We start from the raw sequence: 19,144 nt of genomic DNA on the forward strand, positions 1-19,144 counted from the left end.
TCATGCACCTTCCTCATCGACGATGAGCAGAACCTTGCCGATGTTCGCCCCATCCTCGAGCGTCTGATGGGCACGGACAACATCGGTCAACGGCATGGCTTCATGGATGATGGGGCGGATGTCTCCTGAGATCACGGCCGGCCACAGCTGCTCGGCCACCTCGGCGACGATGGCGATCTTCTGGTCCTTCGGCCGCGCCCGCAGGGTCGTGGCGGACACGGTCTTGCGCGGCTGCATGAGCCAGCCGAGGTTGATCTCGGTCTTCGTCCCGCCCTGCATACCGATGATGACGAGACGGCCGTCGGTGCTCAGCGCCTTGATATTGCGCTCGAGGTACTTCGCGCCGATGATGTCGAGGATGACATCGGCGCCGGTCGACCCGTCGTCGTGGGTGCAGATCTCACGGACACGATCGACGAAGTCCTCGTCGCGGTAGTTGATGACGGCGTCGGCGCCGAGTTCACGGCAGAATTCGGCCTTCTTCTCGGAGCCGACGGTCACGACGATCTTCACGCCGAGGTGGCGCGCGATCTGGATGGCGGCCGTGCCGATTCCGGACCCGCCGCCGTGGACGAGCAGCCATTCGCCGGCCCGCACCTGCCCGCGGCCGACGATGTTCGACCAGACTGTCGACAGCACCTCGGGCAGGGCGGCCGCCTCGGTGAGGTCGAAGCCGTCGGGAACGGGAAGCAGCTGACCTGCGGGAACGGGCACGTATTCGGCGTAGCCGCCGCCGGAGAGCAGGGCCGCCACCCGGTCGCCGACGGACCAGCCGGTGACATCGGCGCCGAGCCTCTCGATCGTGCCGGAGACCTCGAGTCCGGGAATCTCGGTGGCCCCGGGTGGGGGATCGTAGAATCCGCGTCGCTGCATCAGGTCGGCTCGATTGACCCCGGCGGCATGGACGCGGACGAGGACCTCATCGGCGGCGATGTCGGGAGTCGGTTCGTCGGTGACCTGCAGGTTCTCGGGGTCACCGGGGGAGGAGATCGTGATAGCGCGCATGCGTCCACTCTAGTAGCTGGGCGCGCGAGAGGGCTGGGGCACCGGGGCGCGGGAGCCGTTCGTGCTCATCGCTGCTGCCCGGCGAGTTCTGCGTCGGCGCTGTCGGATTCCGGCGGCTCCTTCGCCGCGCGACGCATCGCCGCGATTCCTTCGATCGAGACGAGGACGCTCGAGCCGATGATGACGATGTCGATGGCCAGAAGCAGCCAGTCCGGGCCGGCCGGGTCGGCGAACGAGACGAGCTGTTCGATCGCCGCCCAGAACGAGAGGACGAAGACGAACGCCAGCGGGATCAGAGCGGGCCAGGGATTGCGGCGCTTGCGGATGAGGACGACGGCGATGATGATCAGCGTGAGCGCGGCCAGCAGCTGATTGGTGGTGCCGAACAGCGGCCAGATGCGCATGCCGCCCTCTCCGCTCATTCCCTGCGAGAAGGTCAGACCACCGCCGAGGACGAGCACCACGAGAGTGGCGGGGACCTTCGGCAGTCGGATGTTCATGTTTCCGCCGATCTCTTGGACGACGTAACGCATCAGCCGGACCACCGAATCGAGCGTGGTCGCGGCGAACAGCACCGCCATCGTCGCCAGGACGGTGGCGCTCAACCCTGCGGGCAGTCCGATCCCGGTCTCGAGCAGCATGCCGCCCCCTTCGACGAACGACTGGACCCCGGCATCGCCGAACTTGCTGTAGACCTCTTCCCAGTCGGCGACTGTGCGGTAGCCGCCGGCGATCGCGAGAATGGCTCCCAGCGCCAGCATTCCCTCTCCGACAGCGCCGAAGTATCCGACGAATCGTGCATCGGTCTCCGTGTTGAGCTGTTTGGAGGTGGTCCCGGACGCGATGACCCCATGGAAACCCGAGATGGCTCCGCAGGCGATCGTGACGAAGAGAAGGGGGAGGATGCTCGGCGTGCCCGCGGGCAGATCGGTGTTGATGGCGGGAGCGACCAGTCCGTGTCCTGTGCCGAAGAGCGCCGAGGTGATGACGGCACCGTAGAGGAGGATGAGGGCGATGAAGAGCTGGACGCCGTTGATGTAGTCGCGAGGCTGCAACAGCACCCAGACCGGCAGGACAGAAGCGATACCGCAGTAGACGAGCAGGACGATGATCCACAGGGCCGTGGGTTCGAGCCCGAGGAAAGAGTCCGGCATCGACACCGGGAACCGGTCGCCGAGGAGGATGAGCGAATAGAGAGCGGCGACACCGACGATGGTGACGGGGATGAGAGGCCACCGCAGCCTGTAGATCGCAACACCGACGAGCAGCGCCACGCCGATGGCACCCCAGGAAGGGATCACTGCAGAGGGCAGGGCCACGAGCAGGTCGGTGATGACCACGGAGAACGCGGCGATGACCATGAACCCGAGAATGAAGATGACCAGGAGGAAGAGCGCAGCTCCGCGTCTGCCGATGTAACGAGCCGACAGCGCCGCAATGGTCTGTCCCCTGTTCCTCGTCGAGGCCCACAGGGAGCCGAGGTCGTGCATTCCCGCGAAGAAGACCGTGCCGATCGTGACCCAGAGGAATGCGGGCAGCCATCCCCAGATCATTGCGATGGCGGGCCCCACGATGGGAGCGGCTCCTGCCACGGAGGTGAAGTGGTGGCCCCAGAGGACGAATCTGTTGGTGGGCACGTAGTCGACGTTGTCGCGCAGCTCATGCGCCGGCGTTGTGAATCGGCTGTCGAGCCGGTAGATCCGTTTCGACAGGAACTTCGAGTAGAACAGGTATCCGAATGCGAAGATCGCGATTCCCAGCAGGAGAAGCAGAACGGGACTCATCGTTGAATTCCTTTCGGAGACTGGGCGACATCAGCGTCCTCGCCCTTCTGCAGGCGAGTTGTGACCCGGTCAGGGGACGGTTCTTAGTAGAATCCTAACAAGCGTTCTCTGTTCTGAAATCCCTCATCGCCGCCGAGGGTAGGCGGTGTCGGCCCGCCGCCCGGTCCCTCAGGCGAAGAGGCGGAACATCGGCGAGTTCTGGTGGACGCGCTCGACTTCGATGTTCGAGGCCTCCATCCGCTCGAGCAGATTCGGCAGGTCTTCGGCATAGCCGAGCTGGATACCGACGAAAGCCGGTCCGGTCTCCCGGTCGGAGCGTTTGACGTACTCGAACATCGCGATGTCGTCCTCGGGTCCGAGCACCTCGTTGAGGAATCGGCGCAGGGCTCCGGGCTCCTGCGGGAAGTCGACGATGAAGTAGTGTTTGAGGCCTTCGTGGACGAGTGAGCGTTCGAGGATCTCCGGGTAGCGGGAGATGTCGTTGTTGCCGCCGGAGACCAGGCACACCACGGTCGATCCGGGTTCGATCGTGATCGGTTTGTCCGAATCCGGTCCGCCGATCCCGGCCGAGGCCAGGGCCCCGGAGGGTTCGGCGATGATTCCGTCGACCTGGTACATGTCGAGCATCTCGGTGGCCACTGCGCCCTCGGCGACGGGACGGATGTCGAGGCCGAGTTCGGCGATGACGTCGTAGGTGATGGCGCCGGCGCGACGCACGGCCGTGCCGTCGGCGAAGCGGTCGATGTTCTCCAAGGTCACGGGGTGGCCGGCCTTAAGCGCTGCGATCATCGAGGCGGCCCCGGCGGGTTCGGCGCCGATGATCTTCGTGTTCGGCATCCGTTCGGCCGCATAGGCGGCGATTCCCGCGAGCACGCCGCCGCCTCCGACAGGCACGATGATGTAGTCGGGATCGGTTTCGAGCTGAGCGTGGATCTCAGCGGCCACGGTGCCCTGGCCGGCGATCGTGCGCATGTCGTCGAAGGCCGAGACCAAGAGTGCCTGATTGCGTTCGGCGAACCGGTGCGCCAGCGCCGAGGCGTCATCGTAGGTGGAGCCGGCGATCTCGATCGTCACCTGCTCCCCGCCGAAGTGGCGGACTCGTTCGATCTTCTGCTTCGGCGTCGTCTTCGGAACGAAGATCGTGCCCTGGATGCCCAGTTCCCTGCAGGCGCGGGCGAAGCCCTGGGCATGGTTGCCCGCCGAGGCGCACACGACACCGCGGGCGCGTTCGTCGGCATCGAGCTGGAGCATGAAGTTGAAAGCGCCGCGGATCTTGTAGGACCTGACCATCTGCAGGTCCTCGCGCTTGAGGTAGACCGTGGAACCGGTCGCGGTCGTCAACCGCTCGCAGATCTGAAGTGGCGACAGGATGACGGAATCGGAAATTCGCAGCGCAGCCGCCTCGACCTCGGCGGCGAGTGTGAGCTTCTGGGGAGTCATGTCTGTTTCAACCACCAGACTATTGTGCGCCCTTTGTCTTGCCATTTGGCAATTCGTATCAATATGAGGTCTGTTGCTCGGTCATTGAGAACCCGCCCCGTGCGCGCCCCGCGCCCACAGGAGTCCCGTGATTCGGCTCCCGACTTCGGGGTTTCGGGTGCGCCCTGGACCGCGAATACCCCATATCATGATTGGATGGAGGATGCCCGTAATCCCTTCTAGGAGACGTCATGGCCATCAGCAGTGAGCTCGAACAACTGTTAGCCAGCTGGATACCCCGACAGCCGTGGTTCCCCAAGCTCGCAGCAGATTTCGGGACCGACCCCGACATCACCCCCATGTCGGTGGCCCGTGCGTTCAGTTACACCGCCGAGGAGCTCGGTGGCTTTGCGGGCCTCGTGACCGTCATCTCCGTCGGCGACGGCCCCACCCTGCGTCGCCTCAACATCCCCCTGACCCTGCGCGGTGCCGAGGACATGCACCTGCGCCACGCCCTCATCGGCCGGATCGACGATCTCGCACTCGGCACCGTCTACGTCTACGACGGCGCAGCCGACCCCGTCTTCGTCAACCTCATGGCCGATGCGATCACAAAGCGCAAGGTCTTCGACGGCGGGCAGCTGTCCACCGAATCCCTGCGCCACAGCCAGGAGAAGACCGAAGCTCGGGACCGCGCACCGATGCCGTTCCCGGTGACCGCGAACGGCGATGCCGCCTCGGTGAATGGATCGACGAACACCGCCGCCGAGGCGGTCCCGCCGAAGCCATCGATCGGTGACCTCACCGTGGGGGCGGAGGACGTCATGCCCGTCGAGATCCGCCCGATCGAGGTCTCGGACTCCGGGCAGCACAAGTCGACCGTCATCATCCACGACGAATACGAGCCGATGGAGCTCTCGTTCTTCCGCGTCCTCGAGAACGGAATGCCGTCATCGCTGACGATCCCCGTCCTCCTCACCGAGGCGGGTTCGCGCAGCGTGCCCGAGGTCATCGGCTGGGGCTCGGGCCGCTGGTACGACATGTTCGAGGTCCAGGAGATGGAGGCGCCGATGGCGCTGCTCTCCCACGTCGATGTCGATGCCGAACCTGCATGGCGCGAGGCCGTGAACACGGTGTGCGCCGTCGACTCCGGTTCGATCGGGGCCTACAACGCCCACGCCGCGGAGATGGGTCGGCGCATCGGCGAACTCCACACGGACATGGCCGCCGAGTTCGGTGTCGTCGAGGGCGCCGGCGAACCGACGAAGCAGCTGGTGCAGAAGTGGGTCGAACGCATCGACTGGGCGCTGGGTCGGGCACCTCTGGCCTTGGATTCGCTGGTCCCGGAGCTGCGAGGCCACCGTGCCCGGCTGCAGGGACTCGAGACCATCGGCACCCTGCAGAAGATCCACGGCGAGCTGACGCTGGACCATGTGGTCAGCTCGTCGACCGACGGCTATTCGGTTGTGAAGTTCACGGATTCGACGACTTCGGACCCCAAACCGGCAGCCTTCGACCTCGTGGCCCTGCTGCGCAGCATCGACTATGCAGCCGGTTTCGCTCGCCTGCAGCGCACCGACGCGCTGGACTCCGAGGACGGCTCGCTGGTCGTCAGCGGCTTCGGCAATGATCCGGGAGCGCTTCGCAAGATCTTCGACTCGCCCGAATACCTGTGGGCCTCGCAGGTGCAGAACTCGCTGCTGTCCGGGTATTCGCGCGCTCGCGGTGACAGCATCGGGCTGAGCGATCCGGTGCTGCGGGCGGCACTGGTCGACCGACTTCTCGTCGAGGTCGTTACCGAGTTGCGCAATCGCCCGAACTGGCTGTCCGTGCCGCTGGCCACGCTCACCCTCGTGCTCAAGGGCAAGCCGTCCCGCACCGAGGAGGCCGCAGAGACTCGTCCCAGCTGGGCCGATTCCGGCGAGACCGAGTCCGAGGCAGCCGAGGGCTCAGCTGCATCCGGCGACGCAGCCGGTGCTGCTGGTGCCGACGGCGGCGTTGCTGGCGGTGCGGCCGGTGCTGCTGACAGTGCTGCCGGCGCTGCTGCCGGTGATGAGGGATCGGACGCGGAGACTGAGTCGAGCGAGTCGTTCGCCGTGGCTCCACCTGCCGACGAGTCGACCGCTGCCGATTCGGAATCGGTCGGCTCGGCACCCCGCGGAACCTCCGGCGCCGTCGCGGCCGCGATCGCCAGCTCGGATACCGATGACTCGGACTCCGAGAACCCGGAAGCTGAGGGCTCCGACTCCGGAGAGTCGGGCTCCGAAGAGCCAGGTACAGCGAGCGGTACTGACGAACCAGTTGCGACAAGCACAGCGGACGAAGCGGCCACGGCAGAGCCTGAAGCCGGCGTCCCCGAAGCCGATGAAGTCGAAGTCGCCGATACTGCGGAGAACACCGTAGACGCGGTCGCGGATTCCGGGATCGACGATGTCGAGGACTCCACCGTGGTCCCGCCCCAGGACGATGCACCCGAAGCAGCTCCGGCTGACGACGACGAATTCGTCGACGAGGAGGAACCGGAAGCTCCGGTCCGACGAGTCCCGGCCTCCTTTGCGGCGCGCGGCGCCACCTCGGAGGATGCCGACAGCACCGGACACGAATCGCAGCCGGCCAAGCCGAAGGACGCACCGAAGCTCGGTCACACATGGAGCGAGCGTTCGCAGAACTCCGGCAGCGACCGCGGAACATTCGGTGAGCAGGTCTCCGACCGGCCGGACACGAGCCGTGATGATGCCGCGGCTCGGCCGGTCGAATCATCGGACAAGTCCGGCGACGATTCGAAGCCTGCCGGCGGATCCGTCTTCGATGATCTCCTCGGTACCGAACGCAAGCGGAACCGGATGAAGAAGCGCAAGAAGGACTGACCGCCTCCGCGGACCCGTTGCCTCGATGCCGGGCGTAGCCCGAGCCGGTGAAGTCCGTTCGCAGTCCGAGCCGGTGAGGTCCGTGCGCGAAACGGCCAATTGGCAGATGCTGTTGTGGTTGTGAGAAACTATGGTGGCTCGGCCTCGCGTCGAGCAGGCCGGGTTCGCTCCATCTCTGTCACAGGCATGGAAGAACCGAGGGAAGCGTGTCCGAGCGGCCGAAGGAGACGGTCTTGAAAACCGTTGTGCGGCAACCCCGCACCGTGGGTTCGAATCCCACCGCTTCCGCCCAGTGAAGAGCCCCCGAACTCATCGCCAAGAGCGAAGAGTTCGGGGGCTTTCACATTCCCGCCATTCGGCCGCGCCAGCACCCGCGGCTTCGAAATTCATACGCCCTGATCAAGATCACCGCATATGAATTTTGAGGCCGCTCATGCACACCATCCGGCCGATAGTGCGCGCCGGTGCCGCCGCCTCAGTCGCGGACCGGCGCTTCCGGTTCGGGGCCGCTGGAACCAGCGTGTGTCCCAGCGCCGTCGTCGGCCTCCGGCACCTCGGGTTCGGACATCTCGGCGTCGGCCTCGGGGTCGTCGAAACTGCGCACCGAACGTTTGAACCCGCGGGTGAGCACGGCCAGGTAGACAATGCCGATCGCCAGCCACACCAGGCCGCCGATGAGTGCGGTCCCGTGCAGGCTCGCCCACAGGATTCCTGTGAGGATCGCACCGATCCCCGGCATGACGACGAAGCTGAACGCCGACTTGAAGTCCTTGACCTGCCTGGTCCGGAACGCATAGTGAGCGATGACCGTGAGGTTGACGAAGGTGAAGGCGATGAGCGCACCGAAGTTGATGAGCGCGGAGATGAGCTCGAGGCTGAACGACATCGCCAGCAGGCACACCGCACCCACGAGCACGATGTTGAACACCGGGGTGTGCGTCTTCGGGTTGATGTATCCGAAAGCCGTGCGCGGCAGCACGCCGTTGCGGCCCATGACGAGCATCATTCGTGACACCGACGCGTGCGAGGCCAGCCCCGAGGCGGCGGTCGCAGCGAATGCAGCAGCCACGAAGAACAGCTGGAACACGTGGCCGCCGGTGATCATGCCGATCTCCGGCAGCGGATCGTCGACGATGGTGAACTGCGAATTGTCGGGGAAGAGCAGCTGTGTGAAGTAGCCGGCGACGAGGAAGATGAGGCCGCCCGCGAGAACGGTGAGCATGATCGCCTTCGGCATCAGGCTGACGTGCTTCGCCTCGTTCGTGTACATCGTCACGGCATCGAAGCCGATGAACGAGAAGCACACGACGGTCGCACCGGTGAGAACCGCGCCGAGGTGGACGCCCTCATGGATGAACGGCTCCGGACTGAAGACGACTCCGGCCCCTTCGCCGGCGTTGAGCTGCATGACGGCGAGCACGCAGAACGTGGCGACGAGCACGACTGCGAAGACGAGGAGGACGCCGTTGATGTTCGCCGTTCCCCGCATCGAGGACAGGACGATGCCGGTCGTGACGATCGTATAGACGATGACCCACACCCACGGGGGCGCATCGGGGACCATCGACTCCATGTAGAGCCGGATGATGAGGCAGTTGACCATCGGCAGCAGCAGATAGTCCAGCAGGGAGGTCCACCCGACGAGGAAGCCGAGCCCCGGTGACATCGTCTCCCGCGTATAGGTGTAGGCCGACCCCGCGGTCGGGAAGATCCTGACCATCTTGCCGTAGCTGAAGGCCGTGAAGATCATGACGATGAGCGCCACGAGGTACGCCGCCGGAACTGCTCCGTTCGTCTGTTCGGAGACGATTCCGAAGGTGTCGAAGACGACCGTCGGCGTCATATAGCCGAGTCCGAGTCCGACGATGGACCACAGTCCGAGGTTGCGCTTCAGTGAGCCAGAGGCAGCCATATCTATCCTCCCCGATGGGTCTTGCCGCCCACCGGGCCGTCGACGTTGCCATCGATGACCGGCCCGGAAGTGATGTGCGTCATGATCTTAACGCTCAAAGCACTGAAAGCGAAACCTTCGCCGAGGATTCGTCCGAGTATCCGTGCCCAAATGCAACGTTTTCGATGAAAAACGTCAAATCAGCGACGGTATCGGTAGTCCCGACAGGAACCGGCATGTCCGGTGATCGAACGAACCGTCAGTACCGACGGAAAACAGAGTAGATTGCAGTCAACGGACAATGTGGCCCCACGGAGAGGTGTGAGAGAAGTATGGCGATCGAAACGCTCAGTTCCCAGCAGTCGGCGGCATGGAAGGATCGCGTCCTGCCTCCGGTCGAAAAAGTCGCCGAAGGAGTCTGGGCCCTTCCGGTCCCGATCCCGAACAACCCACTTGTCTACACCTATTGCTATGCCATCGCCGACGGAACCGGCGTCGTCCTTATCGACCCGGGCTGGGACGGCAAGGACCAGTACCTGGCGCTCAACTCGGCGCTAAACGACCTCGGCTTCACGGTCGCCGACATCCATGGAATCGCGATCACCCACTATCACCGCGACCACATCGGGCTCGTGCCCGCACTGCTCGCGAAGAACCCCGAGGCCTGGGTCGCGATGCACGGCGAGGACCTGCGTGCAATCAAACGCTTCTACACCAATGCCGTCGACCTCGGTACCGGCATCGATCCCAACCTCAACATCGCCCGTGCCTACGGTGTGCCTGAGGGCCGCTGGGCCGAAGTCGAGAGCCTCCAGGCCGGATCGAGCAAGGGCGGGTCGAAGAAGGGCGGGTCGCAGAGCGACTCGATGGACCTGTACAGACAGGCGATGAGCCAGTTGCCCGAGAACATCCACGTCCTCGACGACGGCACCGAACTCCCGCTCGATGAGGGCCGCGTAACTGCTATGTGGACGCCGGGACACACTTACGGACACTCGGCATTCGTCCGCGACGAGGACAAACTGTTCTTCTCCGGCGACCACGTGCTGCCGACGATCACCCCGAACATCGGCCTCGATTCCGGCGCGATCACGCACAGCCTCGGCGACTACCTGCGCTCGTTGGAAAAGATCGGCCAGCTCGACGAGGACGTTGCGGTGCTGCCGGCCCACGGCTTCCGCTTCACCGGACTCCACGACCGCAAGGTCGAGCTCGTCGAACACCACCACGAGCGCCTCGGTGAGATCCGTGCGCGCATGGAGGCCACCGACGACCACAGCGTCTACTCGATCGCTGCCGGCCTGCACTGGTCTCGCGGCTTCGAGAGCCTGCACAACTTCAATCTCTTCGCAGCCCTTGCCGAAACCGCCGCGCACATGCATTATCTCGGTATCGACATCGGCGTCGGCTCTCTCGTCGGCAAGGACTGAGCCGGGCCCGGCCGCAAGAAACTGAACCGGGTCCGGCCAAAGAAAGCTGAGCCGGGCCCGGCCTGAAGAAGAGAGACAGCAAGGAGGAGGCACCATGAGCACTGAATTCGTCCCCGCCGCCGAGGTGCGGCCCGTGACCTTCGCCGTCCATGCGAGCGACCACATCGAACGCGGTCACCGCCGTGGCGAGGAGCTGCGCACGGGAATCGCCTCCACCCTGGTCGCGTATCGGCGCTACTTCTCGCACCTGTCCATCACCGAGGCGGCCGTGCACTCGGCAGCAACGTCGAGTTGGCAGCGACTCCAGCAATGGTGGCCGACCGGGGCTGAGGAAGTCGTTGCCGTGGCCGCAGGCGCCGGCATCGACGTCACGGAGCTCATGGAGATCGTCGCCCGGACCGAGATCATGACCCAGGCACCGGCCGCGCCGACCGAATGCTCGACCGCGAGCCACACCAGCCCGGGCGCCTCCGTGGCCGCGCAGAACTGGGATTGGGCGGCGGACTTCTCCACTCTGTGGCACTTCAACGACGTCGGTGCCGTGCCCGGGCAGCACCGGCATGTGGGCATCGCCGAGTTCGGAATGCTCGGCAAGATCGGTCTCAATGAGGCCGGAGTAGGGGTCCTGCTCAACATCCTCAAGCACACCGGCGACGAGGCCGGGGGAGTGCCCATCCACATGATCCTCGCCCGGGTCCTGGCCGAAGCCGGAACCCTCGCCGAGGCGCTCGAGATCATCGACTCGGCGCCGACGTCTTCGTCATCGGTCATCACCGTCATCACCGCCGAGGCGGCCGTCCAGGTGGAGATCGCCGGTGCACTCAAGCGCGAACGGCGGGCGCGGTCGGCCCGCGGGGCCGACGGGGAGACGGGGAAGTCCGGGTTCCTAATCCACACGAACCATTTCCTGCATCCGGATCTGCTCGACGGTGCGATGGAGCTGCGCCCCGATTCGACCTCGCAGGAGCGTTACCGTCACCTCGCCGAGGCGGTCGTGCGCTTCGAAGCCGACCGTGTAGGAGCGCGAGCAGGGGTGGGCTCGTCCGACGGTGCGGTCTCATCCGGCAGTGCCGCCGCATCCGACGGCGAGGGGCACGCGCCCGTCACGGTCGGAGATCTCACGAAGCTTCTGACGACGGGACCGGGAGAGGCACCCGTGTGCTGCACTCCGGCGCCTGGTGCCACCTACGGGAATCGTTCGGCCACACTCGTGAGCGTGCGCATCGATCCCGCTCGCAAGCAGATCGACCTCGCACCCGGGTCACCGGCCGACGGCTTGCACGGAAACCGCCGCTTCCAACTCTGAATCGGTGCTGTCGCGCGGGCCGCTGCCAACGCGGCTCCCGGGGCCGGCGGTCTCTCAGTCTTCGTCCGCCTCGGCGGCTTCCTGCTCGCGCATCTCGATGACCGCGTCGAGGGCCGACGCGATCGCATCGTCGTCCTCCAGTGCGGCCTGGATGAGCCGCCACGGCACGAGATCGAGGTTCTGGTCGCCGATGACGAAGCGGATGAACGGCTGCTTGCTGCGCGGATCATCGGCTTCGAGCCCGGCACCGTAGCGCCACTGACCGAAGGCGATGCGGCGCACCGTCTCACCGATGAAGCGCATGGCGCCGGCGGTGAAGGGGGTCTCGTCCTCGGCGATCATGTCATCGGGGCCGTCGTAGCGGACCGCGACCTGCTTGCCCAGACGGGCGAGGCTCTCCCGGTCGAAGCCCCACGAACTCGGATCGGCCTGCTCCTGCGTCCAGGCCGCGATGCCCGGTTCGACGGTGCCGATGAAACGGGTGAGGAATTCGACCTCCTCCTCGCTCGAGTTCTCGGCATTGAGCACACCGAGGGAGAGCCCGGTGCACTTGCGGCGCGGTTGGCCGTCCCCGCCGAGGAGCTCCCGTGCCTTCTCCAGCACGGCGGTGAAGACTTCGGCGCTGCGCTGATCGACGGCGGCCAGCACGATGCCCACGAGCGGGATCGGTTCACCGGCGGCCGGGCCGTCGGCGTTGTCGGGGCGGATGAACGGCATCCCGTTGCCCGTCGACTCGTCGTGGTCCCAGACCCCGCCGATCGCCCGCAGATAAGTTTCGCCGAGGTAGCGGATGAGTCCTTCGAAGAAGCGGCGGTGTTCCGGCTTGAGGATCTCTTCGGTGGTCGGGAACTTCGAGAGCACGAAGAGTTCGAGCATCGGCAGAGATTTCGGCCCGAAGTCCTTCGGGAACTTCACGGTCTCCCCGTCCTCCTTCTCGAAGGTTTCGGGGAGGTCGGCGAGGACGAACGCGCCGAGGCGGACGTCCATATTGTTGATGAAAGCAGAGAATTCGCGCTGGAGTTCGTTCACGAGCACCACCTTAGTGCCTCTGGCCGGTTCGTCGAGCGCGTTCAGGCCTCGTGATAGGGGCAGACTCGTTCAGCCATCGCTGTCGGGACAGAAGTCGATGAGGTGCATGAGAACCTCGACGATGAGGCTCGGATCGATGTCGACGTGCTCGTCCATCGCCTTGCCGGCGGCTGCAGACAGAGCGATCCGGTCGAATACGGAGATGATGACGGTGAGGAAGTCGCCGATCGGCTGCTTCGTCGTCGCACCGGCCGCATCGAGGGCCGTGGTCACGAGGGCGGCCAACCGGTCGAGCTGAGTGGTGTTGAGCTCGACATAGCGCGCGTGGAGATGAGGCACCCGCAGGCAGTAGAGTTCGATCTCCTGCTCGGTGATCGTCTCGGCGACGGTCTGCCTCTTCTCATTGAAGACATCGTCGATGAACGTCGTCATCAGCGCCTTGATCTCCGGCACCTCGGCTGTGGTCATGAGCTGCTCGGACCACCGCCGGATCGTGGCGTCGAGGCGATCGAGGTTCTCCGAGGTGCGCATCTCGATGATCGCGAGCACCAGGTCGTCACGGCTGGAGAAATTCGAATAGAACGCTCCACGGGTCAACCCACCGGCTTCGCAGATCTCCTCGATCGAGGCGCCGTCGATGCCGCGCACGGCGAAGACCGAGATGCCGGCCTGAACGAGGGTGGAGCGGGTCTGGCGTCTGCGCGGGCTGAGTTCGTCTGTGTTCATCGTCATTTCGTTGCAGTGGGGTCGGCGATGGCCGAGGATGCAGTCTGCCGCACCGGCGTCGGAGCCGGCCGCAGGGGCGGGGCGGAGGGCGAGTTGACTGAGCATCTCATGAGAATCCTCGGTCGACCTGGGATCCATTTGCATGGAGGGTGGGTATTGCACAACAATACAATACTGTATCCAATACATTTTTGTATCGAGGTTTTCGTGTCAACTTTCCTCTACGCCCTGGGCCGTCGTGCGTATCGGACCCCGTGGCGATTCATCGCTGCGTGGCTGCTGATCTTCGTCCTCGTCGGTGCCGGAGTCGCCGCCTTCTCCAAGGACTTCGACAACGACTTCACGCTCCCGGGCTCGGAGGCGCAGACCGCTCTCGATTCGATGAAGTCGACGTTCCCCGAAGCCGCCGGTGTCTCCGCCTCGGTGATCGTCGTCGCCGATGACGGCGATTCGGTCGAGGACGCGAAGTACAAGGACGCGATCGAAGACGAGATCGACCGCATCGAGGAACTCCCGCACGTCGACACGGTGACCTCCCCGTACTCCGACCTCGTCGAGGGTGCCATCAGCAAGGACGAGACGGCGGCCATGATCTCCGTCCAATACGACGGCACCCAGCAGGACGTCGGCGAGGACGCCGGCGACAACCTCATCGACGCCCTCGATCCGCTGCGCGACGCCCTGCCCGGGGCGCAGGTCGAGGGCGGCGGCGAACTCTTCCAGATCACCGGTGTCGAGATCTCCTGGGTCGAAGGCATCGGCGTCGTCATCGCCTTCATCGTCCTCCTGCTCACCCTCGGCTCCTTCCGCGCCGCGGGGATGCCGCTGATCACCGCGCTCATCGGCGTCGGCATCTCCGTGCTCCTCATCGTCGGGGCCACCGCGTTCGCGACGATCAACTCCTCATCGATCATGCTCGCGCTCATGCTCGGTCTGGCTGTGGGCATCGACTATGCCCTCTTCATCGTCTCCCGGGCCCGCGACCTCCTCGCCGAGGGCCACGACCCCGTCGAGGCGGCCGGACGCGCCGTCGCGACCGCCGGGTCCGCCGTCGTCTTCGCGGGAATGACCGTGATGATCGCACTTCTCGGCCTGTCCCTGGCCGGAATCCCCTTCCTCACGATCATGGGCATCGGCGCCTCCGGCTCCGTCGCCGTGGCCGTGATGATCTCCCTGACGATGGTCCCCGCCCTGCTGGGACTCGTGAAATCCAAGATCACTCCGAAGCCGACGAAGCGCTACCGGAAGGCCTACGCCGCGGCCGCTGAGCGGGCGACGACGGGCACGACCGCCTCGGCGCAGGGACCATCGACCGGCACCGAGGCAGGCGACGGTTCCACAGGAACCCCCGCCGAGGCGACCGACCCGGCACTGCGGGAGAGGATCGCCGACGAGGCGCGCGCCGAGGGCGGCGACCCGTACCCGCCGACGATCATGAACAAGTTCTTCGCCGGGTGGCTCAAGGTCGTCACGAAGATCCCGCTGCTGACGATCGTCGTCATCGTCGGCGGCCTCGCGCTCTTCGCGATCCCCGCCACCCAACTCCAGCTGTCCCTGCCCACCGCAGGCGACCAGGAGCAAGGCACCCCGGCGCGGGCGACCTACGACCTCATCGACGAACACTTCGGACCCGGCTACAACGGGCCCCTGGTCATGACCAGCCAGATCGTGACCAGCGACGATCCGCTCGGAGACGTCGAGGAGATCGAGAAGCGCATCGAGAAGGTCGACGGTGTCGAGCAGGTCATCATGGCCACCCCGAACCGGGATGCGACCGTCGGGCTCTTCCAGATCATTCCGACCACCGCCTCCGACGATCCGGCGACCCTCGACACTGTGGATCGGCTGCGGGACTTGAGCACGGAGATCGAGGACGACTTCGACTTCGACACCGCCGTCACCGGTGCCACCGCGATCCAGATCGACGTCTCGGACCAGCTCGGCAAGGCTCTCGTGCCCTTCGGCGTCTTCGTCGTCGGCCTGTCCATCATCCTGCTCATGATGGTCTTCCGCTCCGTGGCGGTGCCGATCAAGGCCACCGGCGGGTTCCTCCTCTCCGTGTTCGCCTCCTTCGGCACGGTCGTCCTCGTCTTCCACGACGGACTCTTCGCAGGCCCCTTGGGCATCGACGGGACGGGCCCGGTCATCAGCTTCCTGCCGATCATCGTCATGGGCATCCTGTTCGGCCTGGCCATGGACTACGAGGTGTTCCTCGTCTCAGGCATGCGCGAAGCCTATGTCCACGGCTCCTCGGCCAAGGACGCCATCAGAGCCGGATTCGCCTCCTCCGCCCGCGTCGTCTCGGCCGCGGCGATCATCATGTTCTCCGTCTTCGCGGCCTTCGTGCCCGCCGGCGAACCGATCATCAAATCGATCGCGCTCGCCTTGGCCGCCGGCATCTTCGTCGACGCCTTCGTCGTGCGCATGTCGCTGGTGCCGGCAATCATGCAGCTGCTCGGCGACAAGGCCTGGTGGCTGCCGAAGTGGCTCGATCGGATCCTGCCGCGCCTCGACGTCGAAGGTGAGGGCCTCGCCCACGAGGTGGCCCTGCGCGACTGGCCGGAACCGAACTCGGACTTTTCGGTCTACGGACGCGGAATCGGCGTGTACTCCGGAGACCGGGGCTTCGCCCGCGTCGACGTCTCCCTGCTGCCCGGTCAGATCCTCGTCGCCAGCGGCGATTCCCGTCGGGCTCTCCTGCTCGCCGTGTCCGGCCGCGTCGGACTCACGGCCGGGGAGATGAAGATCGGCCAGAACGTCCTGCCCGAACACGCCGGACGCGTCCGCCGTCAGGTTCCCTACCTCGACCTCAACCGAGGTGAAGCCGACCGGATGATCAGTCCGCGCGACATCTCTCGGATGGCCGCCTCGGCGCCGGATCTGCTCGTCATCGACGGGGCGGAGAAGCTCGCGGCCGGAGCACGGGAATCGGACGGACCGGCACGGGACCTGCGTGATCTGCTGCCGCAGCTCGTCGCCGACGGCACCACCGTGATCCTCGGCCTGCCCGACGGGGATGTGACCGGGATCTTCGATCCCGAAACGAACTACTTCCACCTCGACCTCGACGAGGCTCGACCCGATGAGCGGGGCGGAACCGACAGCGAATTCGACGGCGAACACACCCACGCCGTCGACAGCACCAACATGGAAGGTGTGCAGTCGTGAGACTCGAACGTGCGAACTCGAAGAAGCCGGTGAACTGGCTCTCCCTCCTCGGCCTGGTCCTCATCCCGATCATCGTGGCGGCCGGATTCATCCTCGCCACGTGGAAGAGCGGCGATCGTCTCGAGACCATCGAGGCGGCCATCGTCAACAACGACGACGGGGCGAAGGTCGACGGCAAGACCGTGCCGATCGGGCGACAGCTGACCAGCGGTCTGGTGGGCGAGGACGAGAACAACATCCACTGGGTCATCACCGACGAAGAGGATGCGAAGAACGGGCTGTCCGACGGCACCTACGCCGCGAAGCTGACGATCCCCGAAGGCTTCTCCCGCGCCGTGACCTCGGTCGATGATGCGAAGTCGGCGACGCAGACGCAGCTCGACGTCGACGTCTCAGGCACCGCTCCGGCGCTCGATACGCAGATCTCCCGATCCGTCGCCGAGGTGGCGCGGACGACCTTCAACACGCAGATGACCGAGACCTACCTCGACAACATCTACGTCGGCTTCAACAAGATGGGCGACCAGATGAAGGACCTCGGCGACGCCGCCGGGGAACTCGACAAGGGTGCCGAAGGCCTCAAGGAAGGCACCGGGCAGTCGGCTGAAGGCGCCGGTGAACTCTCCAAGGGCATGGACCAGCTCGGCACGTCCGGCGGCGAGCTCAAGTCCGGAGCCACGGAGCTGTCGAAGGGCGCCGGCGAACTGTCCAAGGGTGCCTCGGAGATGTCCGGGGGGCTGAACGAACTCGACAAGGAGACCTCGAAGCTGCCCGAGAGCACGCAGAAGCTGGCCGACGGCTCCGGTGAGCTCTCCGACGGTGTCCACGAGTACACGAAGTCCATCGACGAGATCATCAAGGGCTTCGCCGGATCCGGTGACTCGGGTGAGGGCGGCCTCGGCGACATCACGAAGGGCGGCAAGGAGCTCGAAAAAGGCGCCGAGGGTGTGTCCACGGGGGCCTCCGGCCTCTCCGACGGACTGCACCAGTACCGTGACGGGCTGAAAGACGGCGCCGACAAAGCCGATCAGCTGGCCGGGACGAAGCCGAACCTCGACGGGCTCGTCGCCGCGGGCATCATGACCGAAGGCGAGGCCGAGCAGGCACGGGCTCAGATGTGCCCGACCGGCACTCCCGACCAGGTCTGCCAGGGCATCGAACAGGCCTATGCGCAGGGGTTGCTCAACGGAACCTCGGGTGGACTGAACAAAGCCGTCGACGGGCTCGAACAGGAGCAGGACGGCTCGTCCCTCCTCGACGGGTCCGATGAGCTGGCCGACGGCGCATCGGAACTCTCCGACGGGGTGACCAAGTTCGTCAAGGGACTCGAGGACGGCCTCGGTGACCTGATGAAGGGCATGGAGGACATCTCGAAGAACGCTCCGAAGCTGCTCGAGGCCTCGCAGGGTCTGCGCGACGGAGCCGCCGGGGTCGCCGACGGAAACCAGCAGCTCGCCGACGGAATGCCGGCCCTGTCCAAGGGCATCGGCAAGGTCGCCGACGGTTCCTCGGAGTTCTCCGACGGTGCCGGTCAGCTCAGCGATGGGCTGAGCGAATACAGCACCGGCGTCGGCAAATACACCGACGGCGTCTCCGAAGCCGCGACCGGCACCTCAGAGCTAGCCGCCGGCCTCGACGAACTCGATGAGGGCACCGGCAAGTACGCGAAGGGTGTGAGCAAATTCGCCGACGGCGTCAAGGACGGTGCCGACGAAGTGCCGTCCTACACGGCTCCGGAGCGTGATCGCTTGGCCAATGTCGCCTCGGCGAATATCGAATCCCCTGACACGGACAACGTGACGAATGTGCTGGCGGGATCGACGATCGCCCTGCTCATCATGCTCGCCCTGTGGATCGGCGGACTCGTCACCTACACGGTGCTCAAACCGATCCCGGCGTGGGCACTGCTGTCGACGAAGTCTTCGCTGGCCGTGTGGGCGCGCGGACTGCTGCCCGGCCTCGTCGTCGGCGTGCTGCAGGCGCTCGTGCTCTCGATCCTCGCGGTCACCGTGATGGACATCGACGCGATCCAAGGCTTCGACATCGCAGTGCTCACATTCGTCTCGGCGATCGTATTCATGATCCTGAACTTCGCCCTCGTGGCGTGGTTCGGGGGAGTGGGCAGGTTCCTGTCGGTCATCGCCGTGGTGCTGGCAGTGGCGGGCCGGACGATCGGTGCGGTGCCGCAGTTCTTCGACTTCGTGGCGCCGATCCTGCCGCTGACTCCGTCGATGAACGGCTTCGCAGCGATCGCTGCGGGCACCAGCGGGCAGGCTGCCGCCTACGGAGGACTGCTCGCCTGGGCGGTCATCGGCATCGTGATGTCGCTGCTGGCCATCGTCCGCGCACGGACCACGAAGCCCGAAGCCGCCCTCGAAATGGCGTAGCCGCGCTTCGTGGCCGCGGCGCCACGTGTCCGACCCGGCGCCACGCATCACGGCGCCTCTGCGAATAGCCCAGTCTGAGTTGAATAGCCCATGTTTGAAACAGGGCTATTCAACTCAGACTGGGCTGTTCGC

The 19,144-nt window shown here is 65.5% G+C and carries 11 protein-coding genes and 1 tRNA gene; 6 read left to right on the forward strand and 6 right to left on the reverse strand.

What is annotated here, in order from left to right:
• From BLIN9172_RS07645 to ilvA, 3 genes are all read right to left on the reverse strand, one after another.
• Positions 1–1,005 (reverse strand): NAD(P)H-quinone oxidoreductase, encoded by a 1,005-nt coding sequence (locus BLIN9172_RS07645; protein WP_101554518.1) that lies wholly within the window; start codon positions 1,003–1,005, stop codon positions 1–3.
• A 65-nt stretch (positions 1,006–1,070) separates the two neighbouring features.
• Positions 1,071–2,789 (reverse strand): carbon starvation CstA family protein, encoded by a 1,719-nt coding sequence (locus BLIN9172_RS07650; protein WP_101554519.1) that lies wholly within the window; start codon positions 2,787–2,789, stop codon positions 1,071–1,073.
• 168 nt (positions 2,790–2,957) lie between these two features.
• A complete protein-coding gene (ilvA, locus tag BLIN9172_RS07655) occupies positions 2,958–4,229 on the reverse strand; it encodes a threonine ammonia-lyase IlvA (RefSeq protein ID WP_170286914.1) in 1,272 nt (423 codons plus the stop codon).
• Positions 4,230–4,459: 230 nt separating this feature from the next.
• Between ilvA and BLIN9172_RS07660 the strand changes: the two genes are divergently transcribed.
• Together BLIN9172_RS07660 and BLIN9172_RS07665 are read left to right on the forward strand one after the other, a co-directional pair.
• On the forward strand, positions 4,460–7,075 hold the full coding sequence (locus BLIN9172_RS07660; RefSeq protein WP_101554521.1) for a maltokinase N-terminal cap-like domain-containing protein: 2,616 nt from the start codon (positions 4,460–4,462) through the stop codon (positions 7,073–7,075).
• A gap of 200 nt (positions 7,076–7,275) precedes the next feature.
• Positions 7,276–7,363 (forward strand) — tRNA-Ser (locus tag BLIN9172_RS07665).
• A gap of 187 nt (positions 7,364–7,550) precedes the next feature.
• Here the strand turns inward: BLIN9172_RS07665 and BLIN9172_RS07670 are convergent.
• The gene (locus tag BLIN9172_RS07670; RefSeq protein WP_101554522.1) at positions 7,551–8,987 is read right to left on the reverse strand and encodes an APC family permease; all 1,437 of its coding nucleotides are present in this window, start codon (positions 8,985–8,987) and stop codon (positions 7,551–7,553) included.
• 311 nt (positions 8,988–9,298) lie between these two features.
• Here BLIN9172_RS07670 and BLIN9172_RS07675 point away from each other — a divergent pair, with 311 nt between their 5' ends.
• Both BLIN9172_RS07675 and BLIN9172_RS07680 read left to right on the forward strand, forming a co-directional pair.
• A complete protein-coding gene (locus BLIN9172_RS07675) occupies positions 9,299–10,396 on the forward strand; it encodes an MBL fold metallo-hydrolase (protein ID WP_101554523.1) in 1,098 nt (365 codons plus the stop codon).
• A gap of 94 nt (positions 10,397–10,490) precedes the next feature.
• A complete protein-coding gene (locus BLIN9172_RS07680) occupies positions 10,491–11,702 on the forward strand; it encodes a C45 family autoproteolytic acyltransferase/hydrolase (RefSeq protein WP_101554524.1) in 1,212 nt (403 codons plus the stop codon).
• 54 nt (positions 11,703–11,756) lie between these two features.
• Here BLIN9172_RS07680 and BLIN9172_RS07685 read toward each other — a convergent pair whose 3' ends face one another.
• Together BLIN9172_RS07685 and BLIN9172_RS07690 are read right to left on the reverse strand one after the other, a co-directional pair.
• The gene (locus tag BLIN9172_RS07685; RefSeq protein ID WP_101554583.1) at positions 11,757–12,731 is read right to left on the reverse strand and encodes a hypothetical protein; all 975 of its coding nucleotides are present in this window, start codon (positions 12,729–12,731) and stop codon (positions 11,757–11,759) included.
• Between the two features lie 69 nt (positions 12,732–12,800).
• Entirely contained in the window at positions 12,801–13,562 is a 762-nt protein-coding gene (locus BLIN9172_RS07690) for a TetR/AcrR family transcriptional regulator (protein ID WP_240812127.1), read from the reverse strand.
• A gap of 102 nt (positions 13,563–13,664) precedes the next feature.
• On the opposite strand from BLIN9172_RS07690, the gene BLIN9172_RS07695 reads away from it, so the two are divergent.
• Positions 13,665–16,625: an MMPL family transporter gene (locus BLIN9172_RS07695; RefSeq protein WP_101554525.1), complete on the forward strand. Its 2,961-nt coding sequence runs from the start codon at positions 13,665–13,667 to the stop codon at positions 16,623–16,625.
• Positions 16,622–19,012, forward strand: a complete 2,391-nt coding sequence (locus BLIN9172_RS07700; protein ID WP_101554526.1) for a YhgE/Pip family protein — start codon at positions 16,622–16,624, stop codon at positions 19,010–19,012. Before BLIN9172_RS07695 ends, BLIN9172_RS07700 begins: the two co-directional genes overlap by 4 nt.
• Positions 19,013–19,144: the final 132 nt, after the last annotated feature.

It is taken from the genome of Brevibacterium linens ATCC 9172 (genome assembly GCF_900169165.1).
In the GTDB taxonomy this organism is placed as follows: domain Bacteria; phylum Actinomycetota; class Actinomycetes; order Actinomycetales; family Brevibacteriaceae; genus Brevibacterium; species Brevibacterium linens.